Below are 24,748 nucleotides of genomic sequence, written 5' to 3'. Positions count from 1 at the left end.
GGTTTTACCGCTAAAACCCTAAAGCACCTAATGCACACAAGTGACTAAGTACCGTTACTTAAGAGTTTCTTTGGTTCCTATCACTTTATAAAATGCTGGCTTCGGTTTAAATTCTCTATCGAACAGTAGGGGGTAGTTTGTTCTGCCAGGTGCGGGCCAGCCGTTAAGCCAACTTTGCCCATCGTTTACCCCCCAAAAGGTTATGCGTGTTATGCTGTCTTTGTGCTTGAGAAATAACTTAAACAAGGCTTCATAATCGTTGGCCAATTGCTGTTGAACACTATCGGGCAAGCCTGAAACATAAGGATTCAATGTGGGGTCATCTTTCATTTTCATGCGTTCGCTAATATCAGCACCTGTGAAATTCCTGGGCAATAACTCTACATCGAGTTCGGTAATCATAACTTTTAAACCGAGCGAAGCATATTCCACGATACTTTCTTCAATTTCCTGTAGTGGAATCCTGCGTGCGTGCCAGTGGCCTTGTATGCCAACCCCATCGATGCGAACACCTGCCTCTTGTATTTTTTTAATGAGTGAGATGGCTCCTGCACGTTTTTTGGGCTGTTCAATGTTATAATCATTGTAATATAATTCTGTATTGGGAGCAGCCTGCTGTGCTAGCCGAAAGGCTTCTGTAACATAATCTTCACCTAAGAGTTTATAGAAGATAGATCCGCGCATGGTTCCATCTTCATTCAGGGCCTCGTTTACAACATCCCATCCCAGTATTTTTCCATCGTAGCGTGAGGCAACTGTTGTGATGTGGTTGGTAAAGAAATCCTTTAATGAATCTTTGTCGGTAATGCGGTAAACATAGCGAGGTAACTGACTGTGCCAAATCAGTGTATGCCCCACTACAGCCATGTTATTTTTTTTACTGTATTCAACCAATTTATCGGCAAGTGTAAAATCAAACTTCCCCCAGGCTGGCTGAAGAAACATGCTTTTCATAATATTTTCTGCCGTAAGTACATTAAACTGTTCGCGGATAAGCGCATCGGCCACAGAATCTTTTTCTTCAATCTGGTTGGCGCTTAATGCTGTTCCTATGAGGAAGTCATTTGTAAAGACACTTTTTAATGATGGTCTGGTTATTATTGTTTTATTCTGGTTACAGAAAGTTAATAGTAGTCCTAATAAAATTGGGGCAAAAAAGTGATTTAATGTTTTCATTTTTTATTTAATTAGTTAACCATTATGGTTGTCTGTCAATAATATTTGATACTTGAAAAGAATTAGCGTAAGTAAGCTTTCAATTAAACTGTTGAACGTTTGCTTCATCGTTTTCACAAAATCTCTACCACAACGGTGGTTATGCTCTTAGGGCTTAGTGATAGCACCAGGTTTCCATCTTGGGGCTGAATAGTAGTTTTAATTATGTTTTGTGTAACTGAACTTAAATACTGCGTTGCTGATGCCGGAGTTTCTGCAGCAACTTTCAGACTGATGTTGGTAACGGGAGTGACACCCGGATTTATTAAGACTACAACAATTTTCCCATCACCTTTATAGGCAGAGATAAGTGCATTGGATTGTTGGAAATCCGTCTTTATACGGATATAGCCCGGGCGAACAAATTTTGAAAAATGTGAAAAGGCATAACCTCTTTTCAGGATATCACCGGAAATGGTTCCATTGGTACCATCGCCAATAAAAGAATAGTAGCGCTTTAAATACCACCAAATGTAAGCGTTCCAGTTATGCATCATGGACTGGTGAATTGTGTTAAGCATTTGGAGCGTCTCGTCCCAGATAGCTTCTTCGCTGTAAGAGTCCCATGCCGGGCCCCCGGCATTTCCGGTGTTCAGGTTCATCAAATATTCGGTCATCCAGATTTCCTTCCCCTTTGCTTCTGCGAGCGGGAAAGGGGCCATGCCCCCACCATAGATATGACCAGCCACAATATCGATATTTGCGGCAGCATCATCATCGTTTATAATGTCATTGGTAAACGATTGATTGAAGTTGAATGATTCAGGGGCGGCAAGCCTGGTATTTATAAGATGCCCGTAATTTTTAAGGAAGTTTCTTATTTGAGCAGAGGTCCAATCGCATGACTCGTAACTCACCTGAATGTCAGGTTCATTCTGAATCGAAATGACATCTATGCTAGCATTTTGAGAGGCCATGTAGGCAATAAATTCGTTAAGGTGATTGGCATACGCTTCATAATTTTGTTCACGAAGATACCCGCTAATGTCGCTGTTGTTACTTTTTAATGCAGCCGGGGGCGACCAGGGAGAAGCCTGAATTTTAGCACCATACTTTTTTGCTTCCTTAATTACATTTATAATCAAAGGCCATTCATTCGGGTTGGATGCAACACGCACCCGGAATATACTTAACCCAAGATCAGACTCATCTGTCCCGAAAGCTTTTTTGATATCGCTTGCTGTGGGGAATTGTGTGCCCCACATTTGATTGGCTCCGCCAAAACCGGCAATGGTTTGGTAGTTAGTGTTTGGATCAATCGAAAGTATTTTAAAGGGAATGGAAGGAGAGGGTTCAGGTTCTTTGGTATGGCTACAGGCTATCAGGCAGGCAAGAAATAAATAAATACCGACAATTATTTTGCTTGTATAATCAATTGAACTCATGGGTATTATATTTTCTAGGGCTGTACAATCAACTTTTTATATACTGTTTTTTTTCCATCAAAAACTTCCAACAGGTACAGGCCGGGTGTATCAGATATATATATGGTTGTTGCGTTATTGGTGGCTACAGTTTGTTGGGTAACAATTTTACCGTGCATATCACGTAAGGTTATCGATAATTCAAACCCGCTGCTGGATTCCAGGATAAATTTTCCGGTACTGGAGGGATTTGGAAAAACACTTAGATTATCAATTTCTTCGTCAAGACTTGTAGTTAAACAAAAGGAACCTCCCGGAACAGTTGGTACGTATGATTTAAGCCATGTTAAAGCCGGTCGTTCTGTTCCGTCATTTCGCAAAAGGTATGCAGTGGCTTGCCAGGTTTGCCCCTGAAGGTAACCCCATAGTGTAATTCCTTCAACAGCAGGGTGTGTCCACAGCACAGGAAAAACACGTTGATAAATTTCCAGTTGAACATTATCATCGGTAGTAGGGTTACCGGTACTGGTATTATTCAGGTTTCCAATATCAAATTCACTTATAAAAATCGGAAGACCAGAAGTAGCCAGTTTGTCGAGATTACTTTTAAGTTGGGTAACAGGCGCATTTTCGATCTCAAACCGATGGCATTGTATTCCAATGCCATCTATAAGGTTATATCCTTTCAGTATATTGATCAGGGCCAGGTAGTTGTTGGTGGCGCCATCGCTATTGAGGATGTTGTATTCATTTAAATGAAGTTTGGCATTCGGGCAATATTCACGGGCTTTTTGAAAGGCCCAGACCACCCAGTTCCAGCCCGTACCTAACGCAAGATCGTAAGAAGGAGTGGCATGAAAGGGTTCATTTACAACGTCAATGAAGTCTGTATCTGGGTATCGTTCGCAGTATAGCCGTATCCATTGTTCTACTTCGGCCCGTACTTCTGCGTAGCGCGCTTCCTGTGGTATAGCGGTATTGTTCATAAGTTGTGTGATCCATGCAGGTTGTTGCTGTCCCCATACCAAGGTATGTTGCTTAAAGGGGAAACCATTGGTTTTGGCATGGTTGTAGGCAAGATCAAGTGCACCCCAATTCATTACATTTCGTGTGCCCTCCACCGATCCCCACTTTCCCGAATTCTCCGGGGTTACCTGGTTCCAATACGTGTTAAAAGAAGACGGGATGTTGTTGCTGATAATGTTGCCAAGGAATTTACATTTGTTGTTGGCAATCTGACCATCGGAGTGAATACTAAAGAAAATCAACAAGGCCACACAACCAGACAAGATTAAAGTTGAATTCATTTGTATTGGTTTCTTCATTGGTTTGAAGTTAGAAATTAATATGCTTTTGTTATCGGTTTTAATTAACAGACCCCATATTTAAAAGCCAATCGCGCCCGTAAAGGCGCGATTGAGAGAAAACTTAACCTAACAGAAACTCTAATTCTTAATCACTTTTATGTCATCGATATAAAATGTGGTAACAGCCGTGTTGGTTCCGTTGAGGTCAAGTACAAAACGCGTGGAAGCATTTTGTATTCGTTCGCCAGGAACAACAAAACTGAATTGCTGCCATTGTGGAGTTACCGCTACATCGCTGGGATAAAATCCAGTATCCGGGTTAAGTGAAACTCTAAATCCGGCACCGGCAACGGCTGCGCGTGCCCATACATATACCGTGTACGATGATCCGATATCGGTAGCAACAGGATCGGAAACAAATTGAATGCGCCACTGACCACTTGCTAAGGATCCGTCACGAATTACCTTAAGGGCTCTTGATCCTCGGTAGTATTCACCTGGTACTGTAGTGGCAACCTGGAATGAACCTCCATTCCATTTACCCCAGTTGGTGAAGTCATCACCAGTGCCTAATTCTAGGCCACTGTTTAAGTTAAGTGGTGTGGCGCAATCAGGAGAATTCGGAGATCCGGAACATGCAACCAGGTTGTTAGCACTTCTGGAACTTCCCGCTTCGCCTACTAAGGTAATGCGGTTTGTTACCGCGCCAGCGGGCATCGTGAACTTTAACAGGGTAGGCGATTGAGATGTAATGGTTGCGCTCACATCACCTAGTTTTACCCCCGTCACTAAATTAAAATTTACGCCCATTATAGTTACGGTTTCACCGGGCGCAGCTGCGTAAGGAGTGAAGCTGCTGATGGCTTGCAAAGGCACTACTTCAATTTTAGTAAAGGCGCGTTCAGGGCCATTAAAAACCACTAGCACATCAGTTAGTGTACCATCGGTATGGGTTCCAACAGTAGTCGGAACATTGAATGTGATAGCTGATTCAGTTTGACTTACAAAGTCTTTTTTTAATATCCGCTCGGTTCCTATAAATATACGTTGCACCGTTTCAAGTTGCGATCCGGTAATCGTAAGTTCTGCTCCGGGTCCGGTTTTCGGATTGCTGAACCCGGTAACGCGAGCACTTACGTCTTTCATTGAAAAGGTAATCCCTTCATCATTGTTGCATCGGGTGGTAGAAAGCGCTGCCATGCAAACGAACAGGATAAAAATTATTTTTTTTGGTTTCATGGTGATTCGTTTAAATTATTAATACCCTGGGTTTTGATATTTCTGTTTATCAGTATCATTAATCGCATCTAATTGCGATTGTGGTATCGGCCGAAGCCGGTGTTTAGGCTGAACTTTTCCATTGGCATCCTGATTCAAATTAACGCGATTAATAAAAACGTCTGTTCCGCGCAAGGCCAGGTCAGTCCAGCGCATGCCTTCACCAGCCAGCTCACGTGCGCGTTCATCCAAAATAAAATCCAGGGTAACGTCACCAGCTGTAATTTCCATATTAGTTCTTCGGGTATTCAATTCTGCTGGTGATAATCCTGGCCTGTAGGCGGCACGTCTGCGAATAACATTAATCAGGTTGGCAGCTTCTGTAGTATTTCCTGTCTTGAATGCAGCCTCAGCTGCGATCAGGTAAGTTTCGGCCAGACGGAATATGGGCATAGGTCTACCTGAAGATCCATTGGGACTGGCACGTTGTACATCAACAAATTTTTTCAGTGAAGGATAAACTAAAATAGTGTTAGATGGAGCGGGGGGGCCCGGGTAAAGCTGGTTACTGTACCAGTTATCGGAAGAGTATACCCGGTAATACTTGGTGCCAAATGGATTAGTTCCGCTTACGCCCATAGCAGCGGCTTGTGCAGGTGTATCAGCAAGGTAAAATGCGGTATCACCAAGCGCAAACCCATTATTGGTTAGCATGGTAATAAAATTATTATAGGCAGTACTTCCGGATGCATTTTGCGTAGCGGCAGTCCACAACGTGCGGAAGGAGTTGTGGTAGCGGCTATCGTTTGTTTTATCAGCAAACGCCACGTTGGTTAGCCAGCGGGTAGGTGCCAGTTTTCTGAGCGGCCGCTGGAAAGCAAAAGGTCTTCCATCAATAATATCCAGCCCTGCAGGTGTTTGTAAAACAGGTTGTTCGTAGTTGCAGGTAAAGCAATTGGAGGCCATATTTTCTCCATCTCCTATTCCATCGGCATTTGCATTCAGGTATCCATTGTTTACATATTCCTGTGGAATGCGTTCTGCAGCAAACAATATTTCATTATTATAATCATTACCTTGTCTGAAAACTTCAGCAAAATCTGTTTGAAGCGCTACACCATATTTGCCAAGGTTAGTAATTACTTCATTGGCTGCCAGGTATGCATTTTGAGCATCATTAGTTTGCGCTATTGTAGAATAAGATCTTGCCAGATAAACTTTCGCCAGCAAATGAAAAGCAACAGCTTTATGTAGTCTGAATTCATTTGAATTTCTTTTGTCAGGGAGATTCAGAGTTGCGAAGGTCAAATCCTCGATCATTACCTGATAATTTTTGGCCAGTAACTGCTCGCGATCTTCTGCGCTTCCACGGTTAAAACCAAGGAACGGCAACGTATTCAAAGCCAATTCGCCACTACCTAAGTCTAAGGGAACAGCTCCAAACTGACCAACCAGCAAATAATAATAGTGTGCTCTCAGGTAGCGCGCCTGGGCAAGTGATTCATTACGTTGTAATTCTGTAAATGTTGGTACCTGTGAAGCAAATGCCACTAACCCGTTTAGCGTATTGATAACCGGAAAAGTACGATTGAACGTAATACCCAGATAGCCCGCTTGGGGGGTAACATCATATGTACCCAATAATTTGTGCGGCTGATTGTCTCCCGAGGGATTGTAGTTGGGTTCCGGACCAAAAGTAAACTCATCTGTACCGGTAATATTAAGGCCAAGTGCAGGGTTTGATCCGTATTGAAAACGTAGATATGAATATGCGGCATTAAGTCCATCCTGATAACCCTGGGCCGTTTTAAAATAATCGGTTGTAAAGGTTGTCTTAGGATTTTCATTGAGCAAATCATTACACCCCGGTGAAATTATCAGCAGGGTTACCATTACTAAAATATATAGGTTATGCTTTTTCATAACGATCATTGGTTATCAGTTAAAAAGTAAGGTTTAAGCCAACAATGAAAGATCTTGTTGGTGGCGTTGAAGCTGAAATAACCAGGGCTGGATTGTTTCCTCCTGTCCGGAAGTTACCACCAGTAGCTACAATTCCTGTAGCTCCCTGGCCGGTTGGTTCGGGGTCTACACCGTTGTGCTTGAACACATACGGACTCCATAGTAAGAAGGGGTTTTGTGCAGTGAGGTAGACCCTTGCATTTTGAGCCTTTATTCTTGATGCGAGGGACTTAGGAATATTATACCCCAGATTAATAGCTCTTACACGTGCAAAAGAAGCATCATAGTACGCCAAGGTTGTCCATCCTGTTGAAGCACCACCAGGCAGTGCTGCTCCAGGCGCTGGAAATTCATTGGTAGGATTATCTGGTGTCCAGTAATCAACCTTTAGGCCGCTTCGCTGACCGGTAAGATTAGTTAAGTATGCCCCGTTTGGCGCATGCAGGTAACTCAGTAGCGTTCCTCCTTGTCTGATATAGACCACAAAGGACAAATCAAACCCTTTCCAGGTAAAACGGTTTGTAATACCGCCTTGCCAGTCTGCCTGTTGGCTACCAATTATTTTTCTGTCTTCGGCATCTATTACCCCGTTGTTATCAACATCTCTAAACTTGATCTGCCCGGGTTGTTGACCGTACGCAGCAGCATCTTCCCCCAGTTGCCAGATGCCAATTTTTTCATAATCGTAAATGGCGGTAATCGGTTGGCCGACAAATAGACCATCACCAATATTTTGAGTTACTCCAGGAAGATACTTTAAAAGTTTGTTTCGGTTGAGATACCAATTCAGGTCGATGTCCCAGGTAAATCCATTTGTCAACTTCAGCGGTTTTCCACTAAGCACAATTTCAACGCCCTTGTTTTCCATTCCTCCAATATTGGTTTGGAACTCTTGCTCGTAACCTGATGAAATGGGTAATCTTAAATTAAATAGCAGATTTGTGGTTTGGGCATCATACCAATCTATACTACCGGTAAGTCTATTTTCAAACAAACCAAAATCAAGGCCAATATTAAGTGTGTTGGTATATTCCCAATCCAATGTTTTATCAGGAATGCGGGCAGCTATATAACCCGATACTTGGGTTGGTCCATAGTTGTAGCGCAAGGGTACCGTGCCTCCGGCAATTCCCACGGTATTAACAACGCCACCTAAGGTAGTATAGGGTGCAACAGACTGATTGGATGTTTGACCATAACCAACACGTACTTTCAGGTTGCTTAAAAAGTTTACATCCTGAATGAACGGTTCATTGATGGCATTCCATGCCACTGCAAAGGCCGGGTAATTATTCCATTTTGTTGCCAGTCTTGACGAACCATCTCTGCGGAAAGTTGCAGTAAAAAGATATCTATCCTTGAATGCATAATTTACACGCCCCATGTATGATAAAAGCCCCCAGGTTTGTTCCCCTCCTCCAAGTATCGGAGCTATTGCAGGGTTTGCTTGTGACATATCGTAGAATTCAATAAAGTTTGCAGTAATGGCATCTTTGGTTGCCTGTGTGGCAAAACTTCGGCTTTGCTGAGCACTGTAAAGCCCTGTAAAGGTTAAGCGATGATCTTCCGCAAACGTCTTTTCATAGGTTAGTATATTTTCGGCCGTCCATGAATAGTTTTCAGTATTCCGAACACTGGCCCGATTCTCTACAAGCTTTCTAAAATAGGTGCCTTTACCCTGGAATTGAGCTGAGTTTGTTTGTCCATATTCAAGTCCCAAGTTAAACCGGTAGGTTAGACCTTCCAATATTTTAACTTCAGCATATAAACTGTTGAATGTGCGAAGTCTTCTTACCCGATCTACCCAGTCGCTGTTATTTCTTTTAATATATAATGGACTGAGATTGGCAGAGGCATCATCAAGATTACCAAAAGGCTCGGGAAAGATTTCGCCATTATTTGAATAGGGAGGCATAAGCGGGCTGGTGGCCAGAATATTATACATAATACCACCACCAAACGCACCTGGATTGCCGGGTTGCGGATTAACAAATTGTGTTCCATTGGCATAGTTAACCGAGTTCAAACTGGTCACACCGATTTTTACGCGCTCACCAATTTTTGAATCAGTAGAAACACGCAACGTAAAGCGTTCGAAATCCTGTTCGGGTAGAATCGTAGTTTCTTTAAAATACCCACCACTTACCGAGTATGAACCTTTTTCTGTACCGCCTGTAACTGTCAGATTATGATTGGTAATGTATCCATTCTCATACATGAGTTCTTGCCAATCCACATCCCTTCCCAAAGCGATACCCTCAACTTCTTCGGGTCTGTAAGGCCACACCCCGGTATAATCGCGCATCGCCTGATACTCCTCTGCGTTGAACAGTGGATATTTTCGTGCAACAGTAGTTACGCCAATGTAACTGCTAAAGGATAAGCTGGTTTCTCCTGCCTGACCTCTTTTAGTTGTAATCAGCATAACACCATTGGCACCACGAGAGCCATAGATAGCAGTAGCTGAAGCGTCTTTCAATACGTTAATGGAGGCTATTTCATCTGGGTTTATATCATTAAGATTCCCTTCAAAAGGGATACCGTCTAAGACAATTAACGGATCATTTGAACCCAACACAGACCGCTCTCCTCTTACCCTGATTCTTGCAGTTGCTCCGGGTGCAGTTCCAATCCGTTGTACCTCAACACCGGCCATTCTTCCCTGAAGGGCCTGTTGCAGATTTGCTACCGGTACTTCCCGAAGGGCATCACTACTAAGTGAAACCAGTGAACCAGTTACGTCTGCTTTTCGTTGCGTACCATAACCAACAACTACAACTTCTCCTAGGGTAAACGCGCTCACCGCCATGTTTACATTGATAACAGAGCGTCCGTTAACGGCTTGCTCTTGAGTTTCATATCCGATAAAGGAGAAAATGAGAATTGCTTGCTGTGCATTTGAAGGAATTTCCACCACGTAATCACCATTAGCATCTGAGGTAGTTCCGGTGGTAGTTCCTTTAATCAGAATGTTTACTCCAGGTAGTCCTGAACCTGATTCGTCTGTCACCTTGCCTCTTACACTAACCTGGGCAAAAAGTCCGGAATAGATAACGAGGAACAAGAATAAGAACGGCATTGGCCTGATAAAATTTGGAAAGTTTCCAGTCTCGGGCAGCAATCGAAGTAGCTTTTGCTTCATAAGCATTTTTGTTTTTGGTGGATAGAATATTTCAGTGCGTTTAGGATTGTCCATTTCGGCTTCACCGAAGGGCTTCACTAAGGTCAAGGATTAAAACTAATTATGCAACCGATTGCATAAATATTTTTTGTATAAACGTTATTTATGCCAAATAATCGTTTGATTTATATGCAACCGATTTATAAAAATTGGCTTATTTTGGGCTTTTCAAATGTCCGCTTTTTCGGTGGGCTCGTGTATTTTAGAGGAATTTTAGTTTTCAATTCAATGTCAAAATATCTGTTGGGAATTGACTTGGGGAGTTCATCGGTAAAGGCATGCCTTATTGATGCCAATACGGGTTTGCTTAAGGCTTCGTCTACTTATCCCGAAACCGAAATGGCAATATCCAGCCCAAATTACGGATGGGCCGAACAACATCCTGACGAGTGGTGGGATAATGCTACCCATGCCGTTCGGTCTGCATTAAATTCATCAGGGTCGAAGGCAGAGGATGTACTTGCTGTGGGAATCGCCTACCAAATGCACGGTTTGGTAGTTGTGAACAAAAACCACACAGTATTGCGTCCTTCTATAATATGGTGCGATAGCCGTGCGGTATCGATAGGAGAGGATGCCTACAACCAATTGGGTGAGTTGTATTGTATGGACAGGTTGATGAATTCACCGGGAAACTTTACAGCTTCAAAACTAAAGTGGGTAAAAGATTTTGAACCGCATGTATATAAGGACATCCATAAGGCTATGTTGCCTGGGGATTACCTGGCTATGCGTCTTACCGGAGAGATATACACAACGGTTTCGGGGTTGTCAGAAGGGATTATGTGGGATTACCAGAAGAGCACCATACCTGAACGACTCTTTAATTATTATGGGTTGGATGCAGGACTTGTTGCGGATGTACTTCCCACATTTTCTGAACAAGGCAGGCTTACAGTTCAGGCTGCCAATTCACTTGGCCTTAAACCAGGCACACCAGTTACCTATCGCGCTGGCGATCAACCCAATAATGCATTTTCGTTGAATGCCTTAAATCCCGGTGAAATTGCTGCTACTGCCGGAACCTCAGGTGTAATTTATGGTATTGTAGATAAACCAACGGCTGATAAACTTTCGCGGGTTAACACTTTTGTTCATGTTAACCATACAGTTGGCAATCCAAGGTATGGTGTGCTGTTGTGCGTGAATGGAACAGGTATTATGAATAGTTGGCTTAGAAAGTTGCTATCCTCTAAGGCCACAGTTTCATATGAAAGATTAAATCAACTTGCCAGTGAAGCGCCAGTAGGGGCTGATAATTTGTTCGTTCTGCCTTTTGGTAATGGTGCTGAACGCGTGCTTCAAAATGAAAACCTCGGTGCCAGCATTCATGGGCTTGATTTAAACCGCCACAATGTTTCGCATATTTGCCGGGCATCGCAAGAAGGTATTGTTTATGCGTTAGGTTACGGCTTTGGAGTGATGAATGAATTGGGTATCCAATCAACTGTTATCAGGGCTGGCCATGCCAATATGTTTTTAAGCGACCTATTTTGCCAGACTTTTGTAAACACAACTGGTGCCAGGCTTGAATTGTACAATACTGATGGCGCACAGGGTGCTGCCCGTGGTGCGGGAGTTGGAATCGGTTACTATAAAAATTATAATGAAGCGTTTCGTACGCTCAGCTGCATAAAAAGTTTTGAACCGGATAAACAACTCACAATAGTCCAGGATACCTTTAGTCAGTGGAAGACAATTTTAAATAAACAATTAAACGCCCATCATTAAACGATATGAAAGACACAACAACGAAATTTTTTAAGGGAATACCCGTCATTAAATACGAAGGCCCCCAATCGAAAAACCCCTTTGCCTTCAGGTATTACGATGCCAAAAGAAAAGTAGGAAAGAAAACCATGGCCGAATACCTTCGGTTTGCTGTGGCTTATTGGCACACCTTCTGCGGAACAGGTGGTGACCCGTTTGGTGGAGGAACAAAAAAATTTCCATGGTCACAAAATCCTGATCCTATTCAGCGTGCAAAAGATAAAATGGACGCTGCATTTGAGTTTGCCACCAAAATGGGAATCAATTTTTATTGCTTTCACGATTATGATTTGGTTGATGAAGCACCAACCCTAAAGGAATCGGAAACCCGTTTGCAGACAATTGTAAAATATGCTAAGCAAAAACAAAAGGAGACCGGTATTAAGTTGCTTTGGGGAACGGCAAATTTATTTTCCAATCCACGTTATATGAATGGTGCCGCTACTAATCCGGACTATAAGGTTGTTACGTGGGCAGGGGCACAGGTTAAAAGCGCAATTGATGCTACCATTGAATTGGGCGGGAGCAATTATGTATTTTGGGGTGGCCGCGAAGGTTATATGTCGTTGTTGAACACGGACATGAAACGCGAGCAAGAGCACCTTGCACGTTTTCTGCACATGGCCCGCGATTATGGCAGGAAGAATGGATTCAAAGGTACATTCCTGATTGAACCGAAACCCATGGAGCCCTCCAAGCATCAATATGATTTCGATGCGGCTACCGTGATTTCTTTTCTTCGTCAGTATGATTTAATGGATGATTTTAAGCTTAACCTTGAAGTTAACCATGCAACATTGGCATTGCATACATTCCAGCATGAGTTGCAGGTAGCGGCTGATGCCGGGATGTTGGGCAGTATTGATGCGAACCGTGGTGATTACCAAAATGGCTGGGATACGGATCAGTTTCCGAATAACATCAATGAACTTACAGAGGCTATGCTCGTGATACTTGAAGCCGGTGGCTTCAAAAGCGGTGGTATAAACTTCGATGCAAAAACAAGGAGAAACTCAACCGACCTGGAAGATATCGTGTATGCACACATTGGTGGTATGGACACGTTTGCGCGTGCCTTGCTTACGGCACAAGCTATTCTCGATGATGGTGAATATAAAGCTATCCGTAAGCAGCGTTATTCGAGTTTTGATTCAGGTAAAGGAAAGCAGTTTGAACAAGGAAAACTTTCGTTGGAGAATCTTCATGCCGATGCATTGAAGAATGGTGAACCTGAAATCATCAGTGGTAAGCAGGAGTACCTGGAGAATCTGATTAACCGATTTATCTAATCAGCGATACGTTAAGTAGTTTAAAAAATTCCATGTTCACTCAGGCGTGGGATTTTTTTATTGCCTGATGATCCGCAAACATATCTGAAGTCATGCCGGCCCGCGAGCCGGCATCTCAATAATGGTTTTGGATCGCGGGACAATGCCCGCGATGACCATTTTTATTATGGATAAAATTAAAGTGAAATACCACGTTTCCACGGAATGAAATCATCCTGATGGAGTTGTTGTGCTTTGGTTTGTTGATTACCGCTGGCGACCTGAATGATAAACTCAAGTATCTCTTCGCCAACTTCTTCAATAGTTTTACTTCCTTCAATTACGGTGCCTGCATTAACATCAATGATGTCGCGCATTTTTTCAGATAGCTTGGTGTTGGAGGAAATTTTCACTACCGGGGCGACTGGATTACCGGTAGGGGTTCCCAAGCCTGTAGTAAACAATATTATAGAAGCACCTGCACCCGCCATAGCTGTTGTACTTTCCACATCATTGCCGGGTGTGCAAAGTAAATTCAATCCGGGTTTGGTTACGTATTCGCCATAGTCCAAAACATCGGCAACCGGTGATGTACCACCTTTCTTGGCCGCACCTGCCGATTTCATTGCATCGGTAATCAATCCATCTTTAATATTGCCAGGGGAGGGGTTCATATCAAAACCAGAACCCACGGCTTCAGCGGAACTCGAATACGCGCGCATCAGGTAAACAAACTTGTTGGCGATGGACTCATCAGCACAACGATTAATAAGTTCCTGTTCAACACCACAAAGCTCAGGAAATTCAGAAAGAATAGATGACCCTCCAAGGGCTGCCAGTAAATCTGAAACATGACCTACCGCAGGGTTAGCCGATATACCTGAAAAACCATCGGAGCCACCACACTCCAATCCAATTTTAAGTTTACTAAGCGGAGCAGGTTTTCGTTCCTGTTTATCAACTTCGATTAATTGGAGAAACGTTTTTTGAATGGCTTGCACCAACAACTCTTGTTCAGTTCCTTCCTTTTGTTGTTCAAGAATAATAAGTGGTTTTGAAAACGCGGAGTTAAGCTTGTGAAGTTTTTCTTTTAGGATATCAATCTGTGCATTTTGGCAGCCCAGACTAAGTACAGTTGCCCCGGCTACATTTGGATTATGGATATAGCCTGCAAGCAAGGCACACAACGCTTCCGAATCCTGACGAATGCCCCCGCAACCACCTTCATGCGTGAGAAATTTTATGCCGTCTACATTTTTGAAAATCTTAGATTTTCCATTGGCGGTACTTTGTTGAAAGGTAACGGAAGTAATGTCGGTATTGCCTTCTTTATAGCGTTGTACCAGCTCGTGTACATAATCTTTATACGCATCCCGCTTGGAGAACCCCAGCTCTTCTTCAAAGGCATGACGAATAACATTTACGTTTCGGTTTTCACAAAAGACCAAGGGTATAACCAACCAATAATTGGCAACACCTACTTGTCCATCTTCCCGATGATAACCATTGAATGTTTTAGTTTTCCATTTTGAAACATCTGGTGCAGACCACGACACATCAGTTGATTTGCCAGCAAAAGAGGAGGCCAGGTGTTTTACATTGTTGGTGGCGATAACACCGCCTGCGGGTATGAGCTTAAGCGCTTTACCAACAAGAATCCCATACATTTTCACCTCATCATTTACGCCAAGTTCCGTCAACGTAAATTTATGCTTCGCGGGAACGTCATTGGGCAATGTAATGGATGTTCTATTATAGGCGATGGTTTCACCCATTTTCAAATCAGACAGTGCTACCAACACATTATCTGAAGGATGTATTTTCAAGAACTTGTTTGACATTTCTATAAAACTATTAAATTGCGCAATCGATTGCACAAGGTAGGGAAAAACAATCATAAAAATCAACTGAAATCTATTAAAATAGCTTTAAAAGCCTAATTTCAGCAGATTTTAAGAAGGTGTAAGTATCGTGCCAATCAACAGACAGCAAAATTTCAGAAAATCAAATAACTAAAAATCCCATGAGTAGAGTAGTAACCTTTGGTGAGATCATGCTTAGGCTTGCCACGCCTGGCTATCTCCGGTTTTCACAAGCCACTGAATTTGAGGCCACCTATGGCGGAGGCGAAGCTAACGTTGCTGTTTCATTAGCCAATTATGGAATGGAAGCAAGCTTTGTGTCAAGCCTGCCGAATAATGACATCGGTGACGCAGCGATTGCTTCGTTGAGGGCACGTCAGGTAGACACATCCTTTGTCAATAGAAGTGGTGATCGCATTGGAATTTACTTTTTGGAATCTGGTGTGGTGAGCCGTGGTAGTAAAGTTATTTACGACAGGGCTAACAGTTCATTTGCTAAACTAAAGAAGGGAACAATTGATTGGGAGAAAGCTTTCAAGGGTGCTACCTGGTTTCACTGGACAGGCATTACACCGGCAGTATCTGAAGGCGCAGCAGAAGTTTGTATGGAAGCCTGTGAAGTTGCTTCAAAAATGGGAATCACTATTTCTACTGATCTTAACTACAGAAATAAATTGTGGAAGTGGGGTAAAAGTGCCAGTGAAGTAATGGAAGCGTTAGTTAGTCATTGTGATATTATCTTGGGTAATGAAGAAGATGCGGACATGGTTTTTGGAATTAAACCAGAAGGTGTAGATGTAACCTCAGGCCATGTGGAGGGTGCTGCTTATGAATCAGTAGGTAAGCAATTGATGAAAAAGTTTCCGAAAGCAAAGAAAGTAATTATTACCCTTCGCGGATCAATCAGTGCCAGCCATAATTCATGGTCGGGTGTGTTGTGGGATGGAAAGAAATTGTTTGAGGCGCCAACGTACCAGATTACCCATATTGTTGATCGTGTTGGTGGTGGTGATTCTTTTATGGGCGGACTTATTTACGGATTGATTAAGTACCCCACAGACGACCAAAAAGCCTTGAACTTTGCTGTGGCAGCATCATGCCTCAAGCATACCATTAAAGGTGATTTTAATTTAGTGACTGTGGAAGAGGTAGAGAAACTAATGAAAGGTGACGCTTCTGGAAGAGTATCACGTTAATTATTTAATATGTCAAGCTATACACCTGATTCTATTGTAACGGTTATGCGATCATCCGGTATGATTCCGGTTTTTTATCATGCCGATATTGAAGTTGCAAAAAATGTGTTGGATGCCTGTTATCGTGGCGGTGTTCGTGTTTTTGAATTCACAAACCGAGGCGGCAATGCGTTTGATGTATTTAAAGCATTACTCAAGCACGTTGAACAATATCCTGATTTATTGCTGGGTACCGGTACCATTATGGACGGAGCAACAGCAAAGAAATTTATCGATGTCGGGGCACACTTTATTGTGTCACCCATTCTTAAAGCGGAGATGGCATCGGTTTGCCAGTCGCACAACATGCTTTGGATTCCAGGGTGTGCTACACTAACTGAAATTGTTACGGCAAAGGATTTAGGTGCACAGGTAATAAAATTATTTCCCGGCTCTGTACTGGGGCCTGATTTTGTTTCCTCCGTACTGCCTGTAGTGCCCGGTTTGCAACTGATGCCTACCGGTGGCGTTGAACCTACTGAAGAAAGTTTATCGGCATGGTTTAAGGCAGGCGTAGTGTGTGTAGGCATGGGCTCAAAACTTATGGTTAAAAAGGCAGATGGAAGTTTTGATCTGGAAGGCATTGAAACGCAATCGCGTAACGCACTTAGTTTGATTTCGAAATTCAGGAAATAAGGAATAACAAATTCGTATTTTGTTGAGTCAATTTTGTAACGAATAGGTTTTTGATGAGATCCAAATGGTATCGGTACGTAATGTTAAGTCTTGCCATTTGGTTGTTGACTACCTGTGCCTCAAAAGAGCATACCGTATTAAAGCTTGCACATGGTCTTGATCCCAGTCACCCGGTTCATCGGGCCATGGTGTTTATGGCCGAACGTGTACATGAAAATTCGGGAGGCAAGCTGGAAGTAGAGATTTACCCGAGTGAACAACTTGGTTCTGAACAACAATGTGTTGAGTTGCTGCAAATCGGCAGCCTGGCCATGACCAAAGTTTCGGCTGCCATACTGGAAGGCTTTACCGATAACTATAAAGTTTTAGGCTTGCCTTATATTTTTAGATCAAAGGAACATTCCTTTAATGTTTTGGATGGTGAAATAGGGCAGGAGTTTTTGAACAGCACAGAAAAATTCTGGATTAAAGGATTGTGTTTTTACGATGCCGGAAGCAGAAGTTTTTATACGCTGAAAAAGCCGGTTGAAACGCCTGCTGATCTTTCAGGTTTGAAGATCCGGGTAATGAAAAGTCAAACGGCCATGCAACTGGTTTCTGCCATGGGTGGATCTCCCACACCGGTATCGTGGGGTGAGTTGTATACGGCATTACAGAGTGGTGTTGTAGATGGTGCAGAAAATAATCCTCCCAGTTTTTACACTTCACGACATTATGAAGTGTGTAAGTTTTATTCCATCAACGAACATACCATGGTTCCGGATGTATTGATCATCAGTACGAAAGTTTGGAATCGATTGACAAATGAAGAACAACAATGGCTTAGCGAGGCGATAAGAGAATCGGTTGAAGTGGAGCGGAGATACTGGGCCGAATCAGAAGCGGAGGCGCTTGAAAAAGTGATTGAAGCAGGGGTAGAAATTAACTATCCGGATAAGGGCCCCTTTGAAGAACGCGTGCAACAACTGTATGAATCGTACAAAACGCAACCGGAAATTTATTCCTTAATCCAACGGATAAAGGCCGTTCAATAAAAGCAAGCCTATGAGTTTCAGAGAACGATTAGATAAATATCTGGAATGGACACTTGTGGTCTTGATGAGTCTGCTGGTGGTGGACGTATTATGGCAGGTGATAAGTCGCTATGTACTTACAGCCCCCAGTTCTTTTACCGATGAACTTGCCGGATTTTTGTTGATCTGGGTTGGGTTATTGGGTTCGGCCTATGTTACCGGGAAGAATGAACACCTCGCTATCGATATGTTGCTACAGCGCTCTGGCGAAAAAAGACAACGAATCCTCCGGCTCATCATCCATATCCTGATTGCAGTATTTGCACTATTTGTTTTGATCATTGGTGGAGCCTGGCTGGTGTACACACGTTTTTATCTGAACGTGAATTCGGCAGCATTGCGCATACCGTTAGGGTATGTGTACCTGATCCTTCCTCTTTCAGGATTAATTGTTTTGTACTACACCCTTGATAATACGAAGAAGATTTTTCTAAACAGAAGTTTAGCCTGATTGCTATGGATTACACTGGTATACTTGTACTTGTAATAAGTTTCCTGATCTTACTGATCATTGGTGTACCCATCGCGTACAGCATTGGTATTTCTGGTATTCTAACGATGCTGGTTTCTATTGAATCGATTGCAGCGTTCACCACGTTTGCTCATCGTATGGCAACAGGCCTTGATAGTTTTACGCTGCTGGCTATTCCGTTTTTTATTCTCGCGGGTAACATCATGAATAGTGGTGGCATTGCCCGAAGGCTTATTGATTTTGCGCGGGTATTGGTCGGTGGATTGCCTGGCGGACTAGCCTTTGTTAATGTAGTAGCCAACATGTTGTTTGGAGCCATTTCAGGATCTGCAGCTGCTTCAGCATCTGCCATCGGCAGTATTATGGGGCCGGCCATGAAGAAGGAGGGTTATGATGAAAATTACAGTGCTGCGGTTAACATCACATCAGCTACAACCGGATTGAGTATTCCGCCCAGCAATATTCTTATTGTTTACAGTCTGGCCAGTGGGGGAGTTTCCATTACAGCATTGTTTCTGGCAGGTTATATTCCAGGTATACTCACTGGCTTTGGTATTATGCTCATGGCTGTTTCCATGCTGATCTATAAAACAAAAGGTATTATTGGGGTAAGCCGTATGTTGTTTGTGCTCATGCTGGTAGTACTGGGCTTAGGATTGATTGGAATGGGAGTGCGGTACGCTATGGTTACCTTCAATCCGGTAGTGAATTACAGCTTAGCAGGTTTACTGATTGCCGGTACTTTGTTTTATATGGGTAGTAAATTCCGTAATAAAGATTCGCGGGTACGAGCAGGTGTACTTACGTTTATGGATGCACTGCCCAGCCTGTTTATGCTCATTATTGTTATTGGCGGAATTGTAGTAGGTTTCTTCACCGCAACGGAAGCATCTGCCATAGCTGTTTTATATTCATTGATCCTGGCGTTTCTCTATCGGGAAATAAAAATTCACCATCTTCCATCCATCATTTTGAGCTCGGTTAAGACAACCGCTGTGGTGATGCTCCTCATCGCCACCAGTATTGCGTTGTCGTGGATTATGTCGTATGAAAATATTCCACAAAATGTAAGTGCAGGTTTAATGGATGTAAGCAATAATCCTTTTGTTATCCTGCTGATCATCAACCTTATTCTTTTATTTGTCGGCATTTTTATGGACATGACCCCAGCGGTGCTGATTTTTACACCCATATTTATGCCGGTAGTGACTACACAACTGGGCTTAAGTCCTATTCATTTTGGGATTATTATGGTGTTAAACCTGAGTATTGGCCTTTGTACGCCACCCGTTGGTTCAGTTCTTTTTATTGGTTGCAGCGTAGCAAAAATACCAATCGCCAATGTAATCAGACCATTGATTCCCTTGTTTATAGCGATGGTGATTGTTTTACTATTGGTAACTTATATCCCTCAATTAAGTTTATGGTTGCCAGGACTTTTTGATTACTAGACCGGCTCGACTTTTTAAACTTTAAGGGCGCAATGGTTGTTAATTAACCATGCTGCTAAAATTATTCGCCATCGCCCTCCCGGTACTCTTCGCTATCGACTTATCCTGGATTGGCTTCATTGCCCGTGATTTTTACAAAAACCAGATTGGCTTCTTAATGAAGCCTGATGTAAACTGGGTGGCCGCCATTATTTTCTATTTCTTGTTTCTTGTTGGCCTGGTAGTATTTGTCATCGAGCCTGCCGTTGAAAAGAAGGAATGGACGCGTGCACTTTGGATGGGTGCTTTTTTCGGATTGATTACGTACGCCACCTATGATCTCACCAACCTGGCTACCCTTAAAGACTGGCCGGTAAAAATGGTAGTGGTAGATATGCTGTGGGGCACCGTACTTTCAGCCAGTGTGGCAACCGCTACCTACTTTATTGCCGTTAAACTCGGACTATGAACCATTACCTGATTCTTGCGCTGGCATTGTTCAGCTACATGCTGGTGTGGTTTGTTGTTGCCATACTCATTAAACGTAATGATGTAGCCGATGTGGCTTGGGGCTTGGGCTTTGTAGTGGTGGCATGGTTCTCTTATTTTCTTTCTGAACCATCACAGAAAGCGTTTCTGGTTAACATAATGGTTACTGTTTGGGGACTTCGATTGTCGTGGCATATCTACCTTCGGAATAAGGGTAAGTCGGAAGATTTTCGCTACCATCAATGGCGCAGGGAGTGGAAGCACTTTTACCTGCGCAGTTTTCTTCAGGTATTCATGCTCCAGGGATTATTTCTTTTTATAACTGTGTTACCGGTAATCTATATTAATATTCATTCAGCTGTTAGCTTCCATTTTCTTGATGGCGTTGGTATTTTAATTTGGCTGACTGGTTTTTATTTTGAGAGCGTTGGGGATTATCAATTAAAGCAATTCAAATCCGTTCCTGAAAACAAAGGAAAAATTATCACTACCGGGTTGTGGCGTTACACACGTCACCCAAATTATTTTGGTGAAGTGGTACAGTGGTGGGGGATTTTTCTCATGGCTGTTACTTTCCCCGGAGGTTGGATGACCATGGTCGGGCCGTTAACCATTACTTACCTGGTGCGCTATGTTTCCGGGGTGCCGATGCTCGAGTGTAAGTATGCGGGGAATCCGGAGTTCGAAGCCTATCAGAAAGCCACGCCCGTATTTTTTCCCATGCCTGTAAAATAAAATTCCTGATATCCTATAGAAAAAAGTGAAGGCCTTTTGGTGTTGGACATTACTTATAAAAAACAATACGCAAAAAAATATAGTGAAATCTTTGATAAGAAATCGCAACCTCAATATTGTTTTTTGTGGTATTTTTGAAAATCAAAGTTTTATAACCTAAAGCACTTTAATGAGGTGGAGAATTTACTTTTTCCTTATCGGGATTTTTTTTTCATGCTCTAATGATCTAGAGATATTAAACGTCCAACGCGAGGGGGTGCTGGTTGCATCAATCGAAGGAGAAGCGATTACATGGAGAAGTCGTGAGTACCGGGTTTCCGCTGGCCCCTCTGTTATCAAAAACTTTAATGAACCCGAAGAGGTCTCTAAAAAATTCAGGCGATATTATTTTATGTTTAATGGTCTTGCGTCTGCTGAACGTACATTTGAATTGACAGTGGCGTTAGATATGGCAGACGTAACCGATTTTCGTCATAACTATACTGTACAATACGATTTGTTAAAGGGTGGACTTCACGAAATTAGTCTCATTCTTAAAAATCCGGGTACCCCTACAACGTATGACACATATGAATTATGTGCAATCTCTAATGCTGAGGCTTTTTTTGAAATCAAACGGCAAAATCAAGCTGAGCGATTGATAACGGGATCGCTTAAAGGCAGGCTTTGTTCTTCTGGTTCTTTATCAGGTTTAAATATTACAATTGCTGAGTTTAAGGATATTGCTTATTAAATCAAGAAGCCAATGGTAAATAAATATACATTACTTTTATTTGGTTTGATTGTTTTTGCTAATTCACAGTCGGTAGTTGCCCAGCATACCGATGTTCCTCCTGCCCAGTTTGATGTAATCGTAAAAAACAATGGCGAAATAATTACGGCTAAAGTTATGGAAGTCGGCCTTCAATCCATACGCTATAAACGAACCGACATTCCGGATGGGCCTGTTTATGAAATCAAACGTGAAGAAGTTTTTGCCATCAGTTACAGGAATCAATTGAAGGAATATATTTCACCAGTTGATTCAACAAGGTTTGCTGGCGCCTCCAAAAAGGATAATAAGCAAAAAGGTAATGCGGCAGAGGAAGGAGAGAGATGGCATTCAAATATTCGTTTTGGTGAATTTAGAATTGGGGCGGGGTTTATAAGAAATTTTTCCAAAATAAAAGATGCCGGTAAGCTAACCAATGAGCAAAGCGGGCCCGGGGTTTTCGTTGCTTATGTATTTCCGTTTCGTAAAAATGTGACTTTAGGTTTGCTTTCTGGTTTAGCTACCTATAAATACAGCGAGGTGTTATTCAGTGAATTCGATCAATTGCAGACAGAACGTGACATAAAGGAGAATTTATTCTCATTATCTATCATCGGAAAATATTCCACCGGTTGGAATTTCATCGATCCTTACATTTTGGGTGGTTTATCATTTACCACCTCCAATGTGCGGTCCGATGGCAGCCTGACATTCCTGGACGATGAACGTGTTATCAAAATACAAAATTCAGCGCGTGGCAGCAGCCTGGGCATACTTTTTAGGGTAGGGTTCCAGGTAAACCTGAGTAGTAAAATTGGTATTTATTCCGATATCGGTAATGGCCTTTCTTTGGTGCAAATTGGTGGAACATTAAAGCTTAATGAGCGATGAGAAAATTTGTTGTCCTCACCTTTCTATTTACTGGACTGGCTTTTTCCCATTCATTGTATGGTCAAAAGTCAGAAGGTAATTTAACGGCTAAGCGCGAACCATCAGCAGGGTTAGCACTTTTACTGGGTCCATCAGCATATTATTTCCAGGGATCTGCCTCTGATCAATTCACTGATTTTTCTACGTCCCGCATAAGCTATCAGTTGAATGGTTTTGTCGGGTACACATCCGGAAAAGGTGGAAATTCAATTGGTGTTTTCGGCACCTTGGGCTATACCAATGAATCTATTTTCAATGAAATGCTTGTGGTTCAGGGTTTGCAAACCGATGAATTGAACATCAATAAGTTTTTTACTTTTTATCAGGTAGAGGCTGGTATGATCATTGCCAATACACTCCGCTTTAGCACGGGTTTAGGAAAGCACGATTTTACTACCGTTAATGGAGATGACCATTTCCGTTACCTGTCCACCACAGTAGGTCTACTAATTAGCCTGGGACCTGTTTATTGGAATATTGATGCTAATTTTAATTACGGACGCGACTGGCCAAACACCGCCATGAAATTATCTACAGGATTGTTAGTGAAATTTTAATTCTCAGAGGCAATTACATTTTGACAGATTTAAAAATGCAACAACGGCTTCCCGTTTAGTGCAATCAAATGTAATGCAACGCAGAGTAATGAATACAAGGAGAATGTTATCAACGCAAAGGGTAGCTCAAATTTAGTCCGATCACGAAAAGCAAATATAATAAGCGGTACAAGTTGTAATCCGTGTAGGGTTATGAAGTGTGCTGCCCGGATGTCACCGGCCACCGTACTCCAGTTAACAAAGGGTAGGCCAGGCCCGCCATCAGGTGCACCAACAGTATGGGCAAGGTTGGTTACCATAAGCCCACCTGAAATACCACCAAGAAAAAATAAAAGTAAACCTGCACGCCAGGCAATAAGTGTTGTATGATCTTGGATTTCTACTGCTTTTGTAAAAAACAATATGACTGTGTAGAGTACTAAAAAAGTATTGATCCCTATAAAAGTTCCCATCGTGCTAAACATAATGGCGTTAGGAACAGAGGTTATGTTAAAGTGTGAAGGAACACCGCGCGCTGCCTGTACAGTTATAATAACCATTTCTACAATCATACAGCTAACTATTCCCCAACTGATGAATTTTACATTTTTGACAGATTTTACATACTGCAATAGCCACGCGAATGTCCACAGGTAGATAGTAATCGATAATGCAAACTTCATGGGTTTTATCCACGCATTAATGCCGGTTATTAACCTATCATCCAGTATGAAAAGAGGAATAAAAATGATGAAGAGTACCGCATGCCCCAGCCCGGTATAGTACAGCAGTGGGTTCAACTTTTTAATACCTGGAATGAATTCAGAAATTTTCATGCAGGATTTTTTTAGTGTGGATGGCCCGCACAATGAAGTATAATATCAACCCGATGGGTCCCAACATGAAGGTGAAAAACAGGCACGGAATAACCCACCAATGCTTAATGCCAAGCTTTTGACTATTGCTTACTATCCAGGTGCCAACAAACATATCGAACGCCAGGTAATGTACCCATCCGGCTAAAACGGCCTCACGATTTTCAAATAATTTCATCACACCATCCAGGGAACTAAAATTACCCTCGCCTTCACCGAAATAAAGCACAATCAAAGTCAGGTAAATGGCACTGAGCAAGAGTATTACTGCACCGGAAACAACGATGTTGAACGTCCATTTCCAGCGTGGTGCAACAACCATCAGAAGCCAGCCAACTAATGCCAGGTTGTTGCAGATGAGAAATAATTTGTCGGGGTTCATAGGCGATAAATTTATATCACAAAGCTTACAACTATATCAGAAGTTTACATTGATCAT

General features: G+C 42.5%; 21 protein-coding genes. 12 read left to right on the top strand and 9 right to left on the bottom strand.

Annotated features, from left to right (window positions below):
• Nucleotides 1-54 precede the first annotated feature (54 nt).
• From KIT51_12755 to KIT51_12730, 6 genes are all read right to left on the bottom strand, one after another.
• Nucleotides 55-1,176: an endo-1,4-beta-xylanase gene (locus KIT51_12755; GenBank protein UYN85738.1), complete on the bottom strand. Its 1,122-nt coding sequence runs from the start codon at nucleotides 1,174-1,176 to the stop codon at nucleotides 55-57.
• A gap of 113 nt (nucleotides 1,177-1,289) precedes the next feature.
• Entirely contained in the window at nucleotides 1,290-2,600 is a 1,311-nt protein-coding gene (locus tag KIT51_12750) for a hypothetical protein (protein ID UYN85737.1), read from the bottom strand.
• A gap of 14 nt (nucleotides 2,601-2,614) precedes the next feature.
• Nucleotides 2,615-3,904 carry an endo-1,4-beta-xylanase gene (locus KIT51_12745; protein UYN85736.1) on the bottom strand — a complete coding sequence of 430 codons (1,290 nt, stop codon included), beginning with the start codon at nucleotides 3,902-3,904 and terminating at the stop codon, nucleotides 2,615-2,617.
• A 120-nt stretch (nucleotides 3,905-4,024) separates the two neighbouring features.
• On the bottom strand, nucleotides 4,025-5,125 hold the full coding sequence (locus KIT51_12740) for an IPT/TIG domain-containing protein (protein UYN85735.1): 1,101 nt from the start codon (nucleotides 5,123-5,125) through the stop codon (nucleotides 4,025-4,027).
• Between the two features lie 18 nt (nucleotides 5,126-5,143).
• The gene (locus tag KIT51_12735; protein ID UYN85734.1) at nucleotides 5,144-7,027 is read right to left on the bottom strand and encodes a RagB/SusD family nutrient uptake outer membrane protein; all 1,884 of its coding nucleotides are present in this window, start codon (nucleotides 7,025-7,027) and stop codon (nucleotides 5,144-5,146) included.
• Nucleotides 7,028-7,046: 19 nt separating this feature from the next.
• Complete coding sequence (locus KIT51_12730; GenBank protein ID UYN85733.1) at nucleotides 7,047-10,295, bottom strand: TonB-dependent receptor; 3,249 nt, start codon at nucleotides 10,293-10,295, stop codon at nucleotides 7,047-7,049.
• 180 nt (nucleotides 10,296-10,475) lie between these two features.
• Here KIT51_12730 and KIT51_12725 point away from each other — a divergent pair, with 180 nt between their 5' ends.
• Nucleotides 10,476-11,978, top strand: a complete 1,503-nt coding sequence (locus KIT51_12725) for a carbohydrate kinase (protein ID UYN85732.1) — start codon at nucleotides 10,476-10,478, stop codon at nucleotides 11,976-11,978.
• Between the two features lie 5 nt (nucleotides 11,979-11,983).
• Nucleotides 11,984-13,306 carry a xylose isomerase gene (xylA, locus tag KIT51_12720; GenBank protein ID UYN85731.1) on the top strand — a complete coding sequence of 441 codons (1,323 nt, stop codon included), beginning with the start codon at nucleotides 11,984-11,986 and terminating at the stop codon, nucleotides 13,304-13,306.
• 176 nt (nucleotides 13,307-13,482) lie between these two features.
• Here the strand turns inward: xylA and KIT51_12715 are convergent, their stop codons facing one another.
• Entirely contained in the window at nucleotides 13,483-15,126 is a 1,644-nt protein-coding gene (locus KIT51_12715; protein ID UYN85730.1) for an altronate dehydratase, read from the bottom strand.
• Between the two features lie 182 nt (nucleotides 15,127-15,308).
• Here KIT51_12715 and KIT51_12710 point away from each other — a divergent pair, with 182 nt between their 5' ends.
• The 10 genes from KIT51_12710 (at nucleotide 15,309) to KIT51_12665 (ending at nucleotide 23,455) form a co-directional block, all read left to right on the top strand.
• Complete coding sequence (locus tag KIT51_12710; GenBank protein ID UYN85729.1) at nucleotides 15,309-16,343, top strand: sugar kinase; 1,035 nt, start codon at nucleotides 15,309-15,311, stop codon at nucleotides 16,341-16,343.
• 9 nt (nucleotides 16,344-16,352) lie between these two features.
• Nucleotides 16,353-17,018 (top strand): bifunctional 4-hydroxy-2-oxoglutarate aldolase/2-dehydro-3-deoxy-phosphogluconate aldolase, encoded by a 666-nt coding sequence (locus tag KIT51_12705; protein UYN85728.1) that lies wholly within the window; start codon nucleotides 16,353-16,355, stop codon nucleotides 17,016-17,018.
• A gap of 53 nt (nucleotides 17,019-17,071) precedes the next feature.
• Entirely contained in the window at nucleotides 17,072-18,052 is a 981-nt protein-coding gene (locus KIT51_12700) for a TRAP transporter substrate-binding protein (protein UYN85727.1), read from the top strand.
• Nucleotides 18,053-18,062: 10 nt separating this feature from the next.
• A complete protein-coding gene (locus KIT51_12695) occupies nucleotides 18,063-18,542 on the top strand; it encodes a TRAP transporter small permease (GenBank protein ID UYN85726.1) in 480 nt (159 codons plus the stop codon).
• A 5-nt stretch (nucleotides 18,543-18,547) separates the two neighbouring features.
• Nucleotides 18,548-20,014, top strand: coding sequence for a TRAP transporter large permease (locus tag KIT51_12690; protein ID UYN85725.1), 1,467 nt, complete (start codon nucleotides 18,548-18,550; stop codon nucleotides 20,012-20,014).
• A 49-nt stretch (nucleotides 20,015-20,063) separates the two neighbouring features.
• A complete protein-coding gene (locus tag KIT51_12685; protein ID UYN85724.1) occupies nucleotides 20,064-20,462 on the top strand; it encodes a DUF2177 family protein in 399 nt (132 codons plus the stop codon).
• A complete protein-coding gene (locus tag KIT51_12680) occupies nucleotides 20,459-21,217 on the top strand; it encodes a DUF1295 domain-containing protein (protein UYN85723.1) in 759 nt (252 codons plus the stop codon). Before KIT51_12685 ends, KIT51_12680 begins: the two co-directional genes overlap by 4 nt.
• Before the next feature lie 169 nt (nucleotides 21,218-21,386).
• A complete protein-coding gene (locus KIT51_12675) occupies nucleotides 21,387-21,950 on the top strand; it encodes a hypothetical protein (protein ID UYN85722.1) in 564 nt (187 codons plus the stop codon).
• A gap of 12 nt (nucleotides 21,951-21,962) precedes the next feature.
• Nucleotides 21,963-22,859, top strand: a complete 897-nt coding sequence (locus KIT51_12670) for a hypothetical protein (protein ID UYN85721.1) — start codon at nucleotides 21,963-21,965, stop codon at nucleotides 22,857-22,859.
• A complete protein-coding gene (locus KIT51_12665; protein ID UYN85720.1) occupies nucleotides 22,856-23,455 on the top strand; it encodes a hypothetical protein in 600 nt (199 codons plus the stop codon). Before KIT51_12670 ends, KIT51_12665 begins: the two co-directional genes overlap by 4 nt.
• A gap of 29 nt (nucleotides 23,456-23,484) precedes the next feature.
• Here the strand turns inward: KIT51_12665 and KIT51_12660 are convergent, their stop codons facing one another.
• Both KIT51_12660 and KIT51_12655 read right to left on the bottom strand, forming a co-directional pair.
• Complete coding sequence (locus tag KIT51_12660; GenBank protein ID UYN85719.1) at nucleotides 23,485-24,270, bottom strand: hypothetical protein; 786 nt, start codon at nucleotides 24,268-24,270, stop codon at nucleotides 23,485-23,487.
• Entirely contained in the window at nucleotides 24,257-24,691 is a 435-nt protein-coding gene (locus KIT51_12655; GenBank protein ID UYN85718.1) for a DUF4281 domain-containing protein, read from the bottom strand. Before KIT51_12655 ends, KIT51_12660 begins: the two co-directional genes overlap by 14 nt.
• Between the last annotated feature and the right edge of the window lie 57 nt (nucleotides 24,692-24,748).

It is taken from the genome of Cyclobacteriaceae bacterium (assembly GCA_025808415.1).
In the GTDB taxonomy this organism is placed as follows: Bacteria; Bacteroidota; Bacteroidia; order Cytophagales; family Cyclobacteriaceae; genus UBA2336.
The sequence above is the reverse complement of the archived record's forward strand: the minus strand, read 5'-3'. Positions and strand labels throughout refer to the sequence as shown.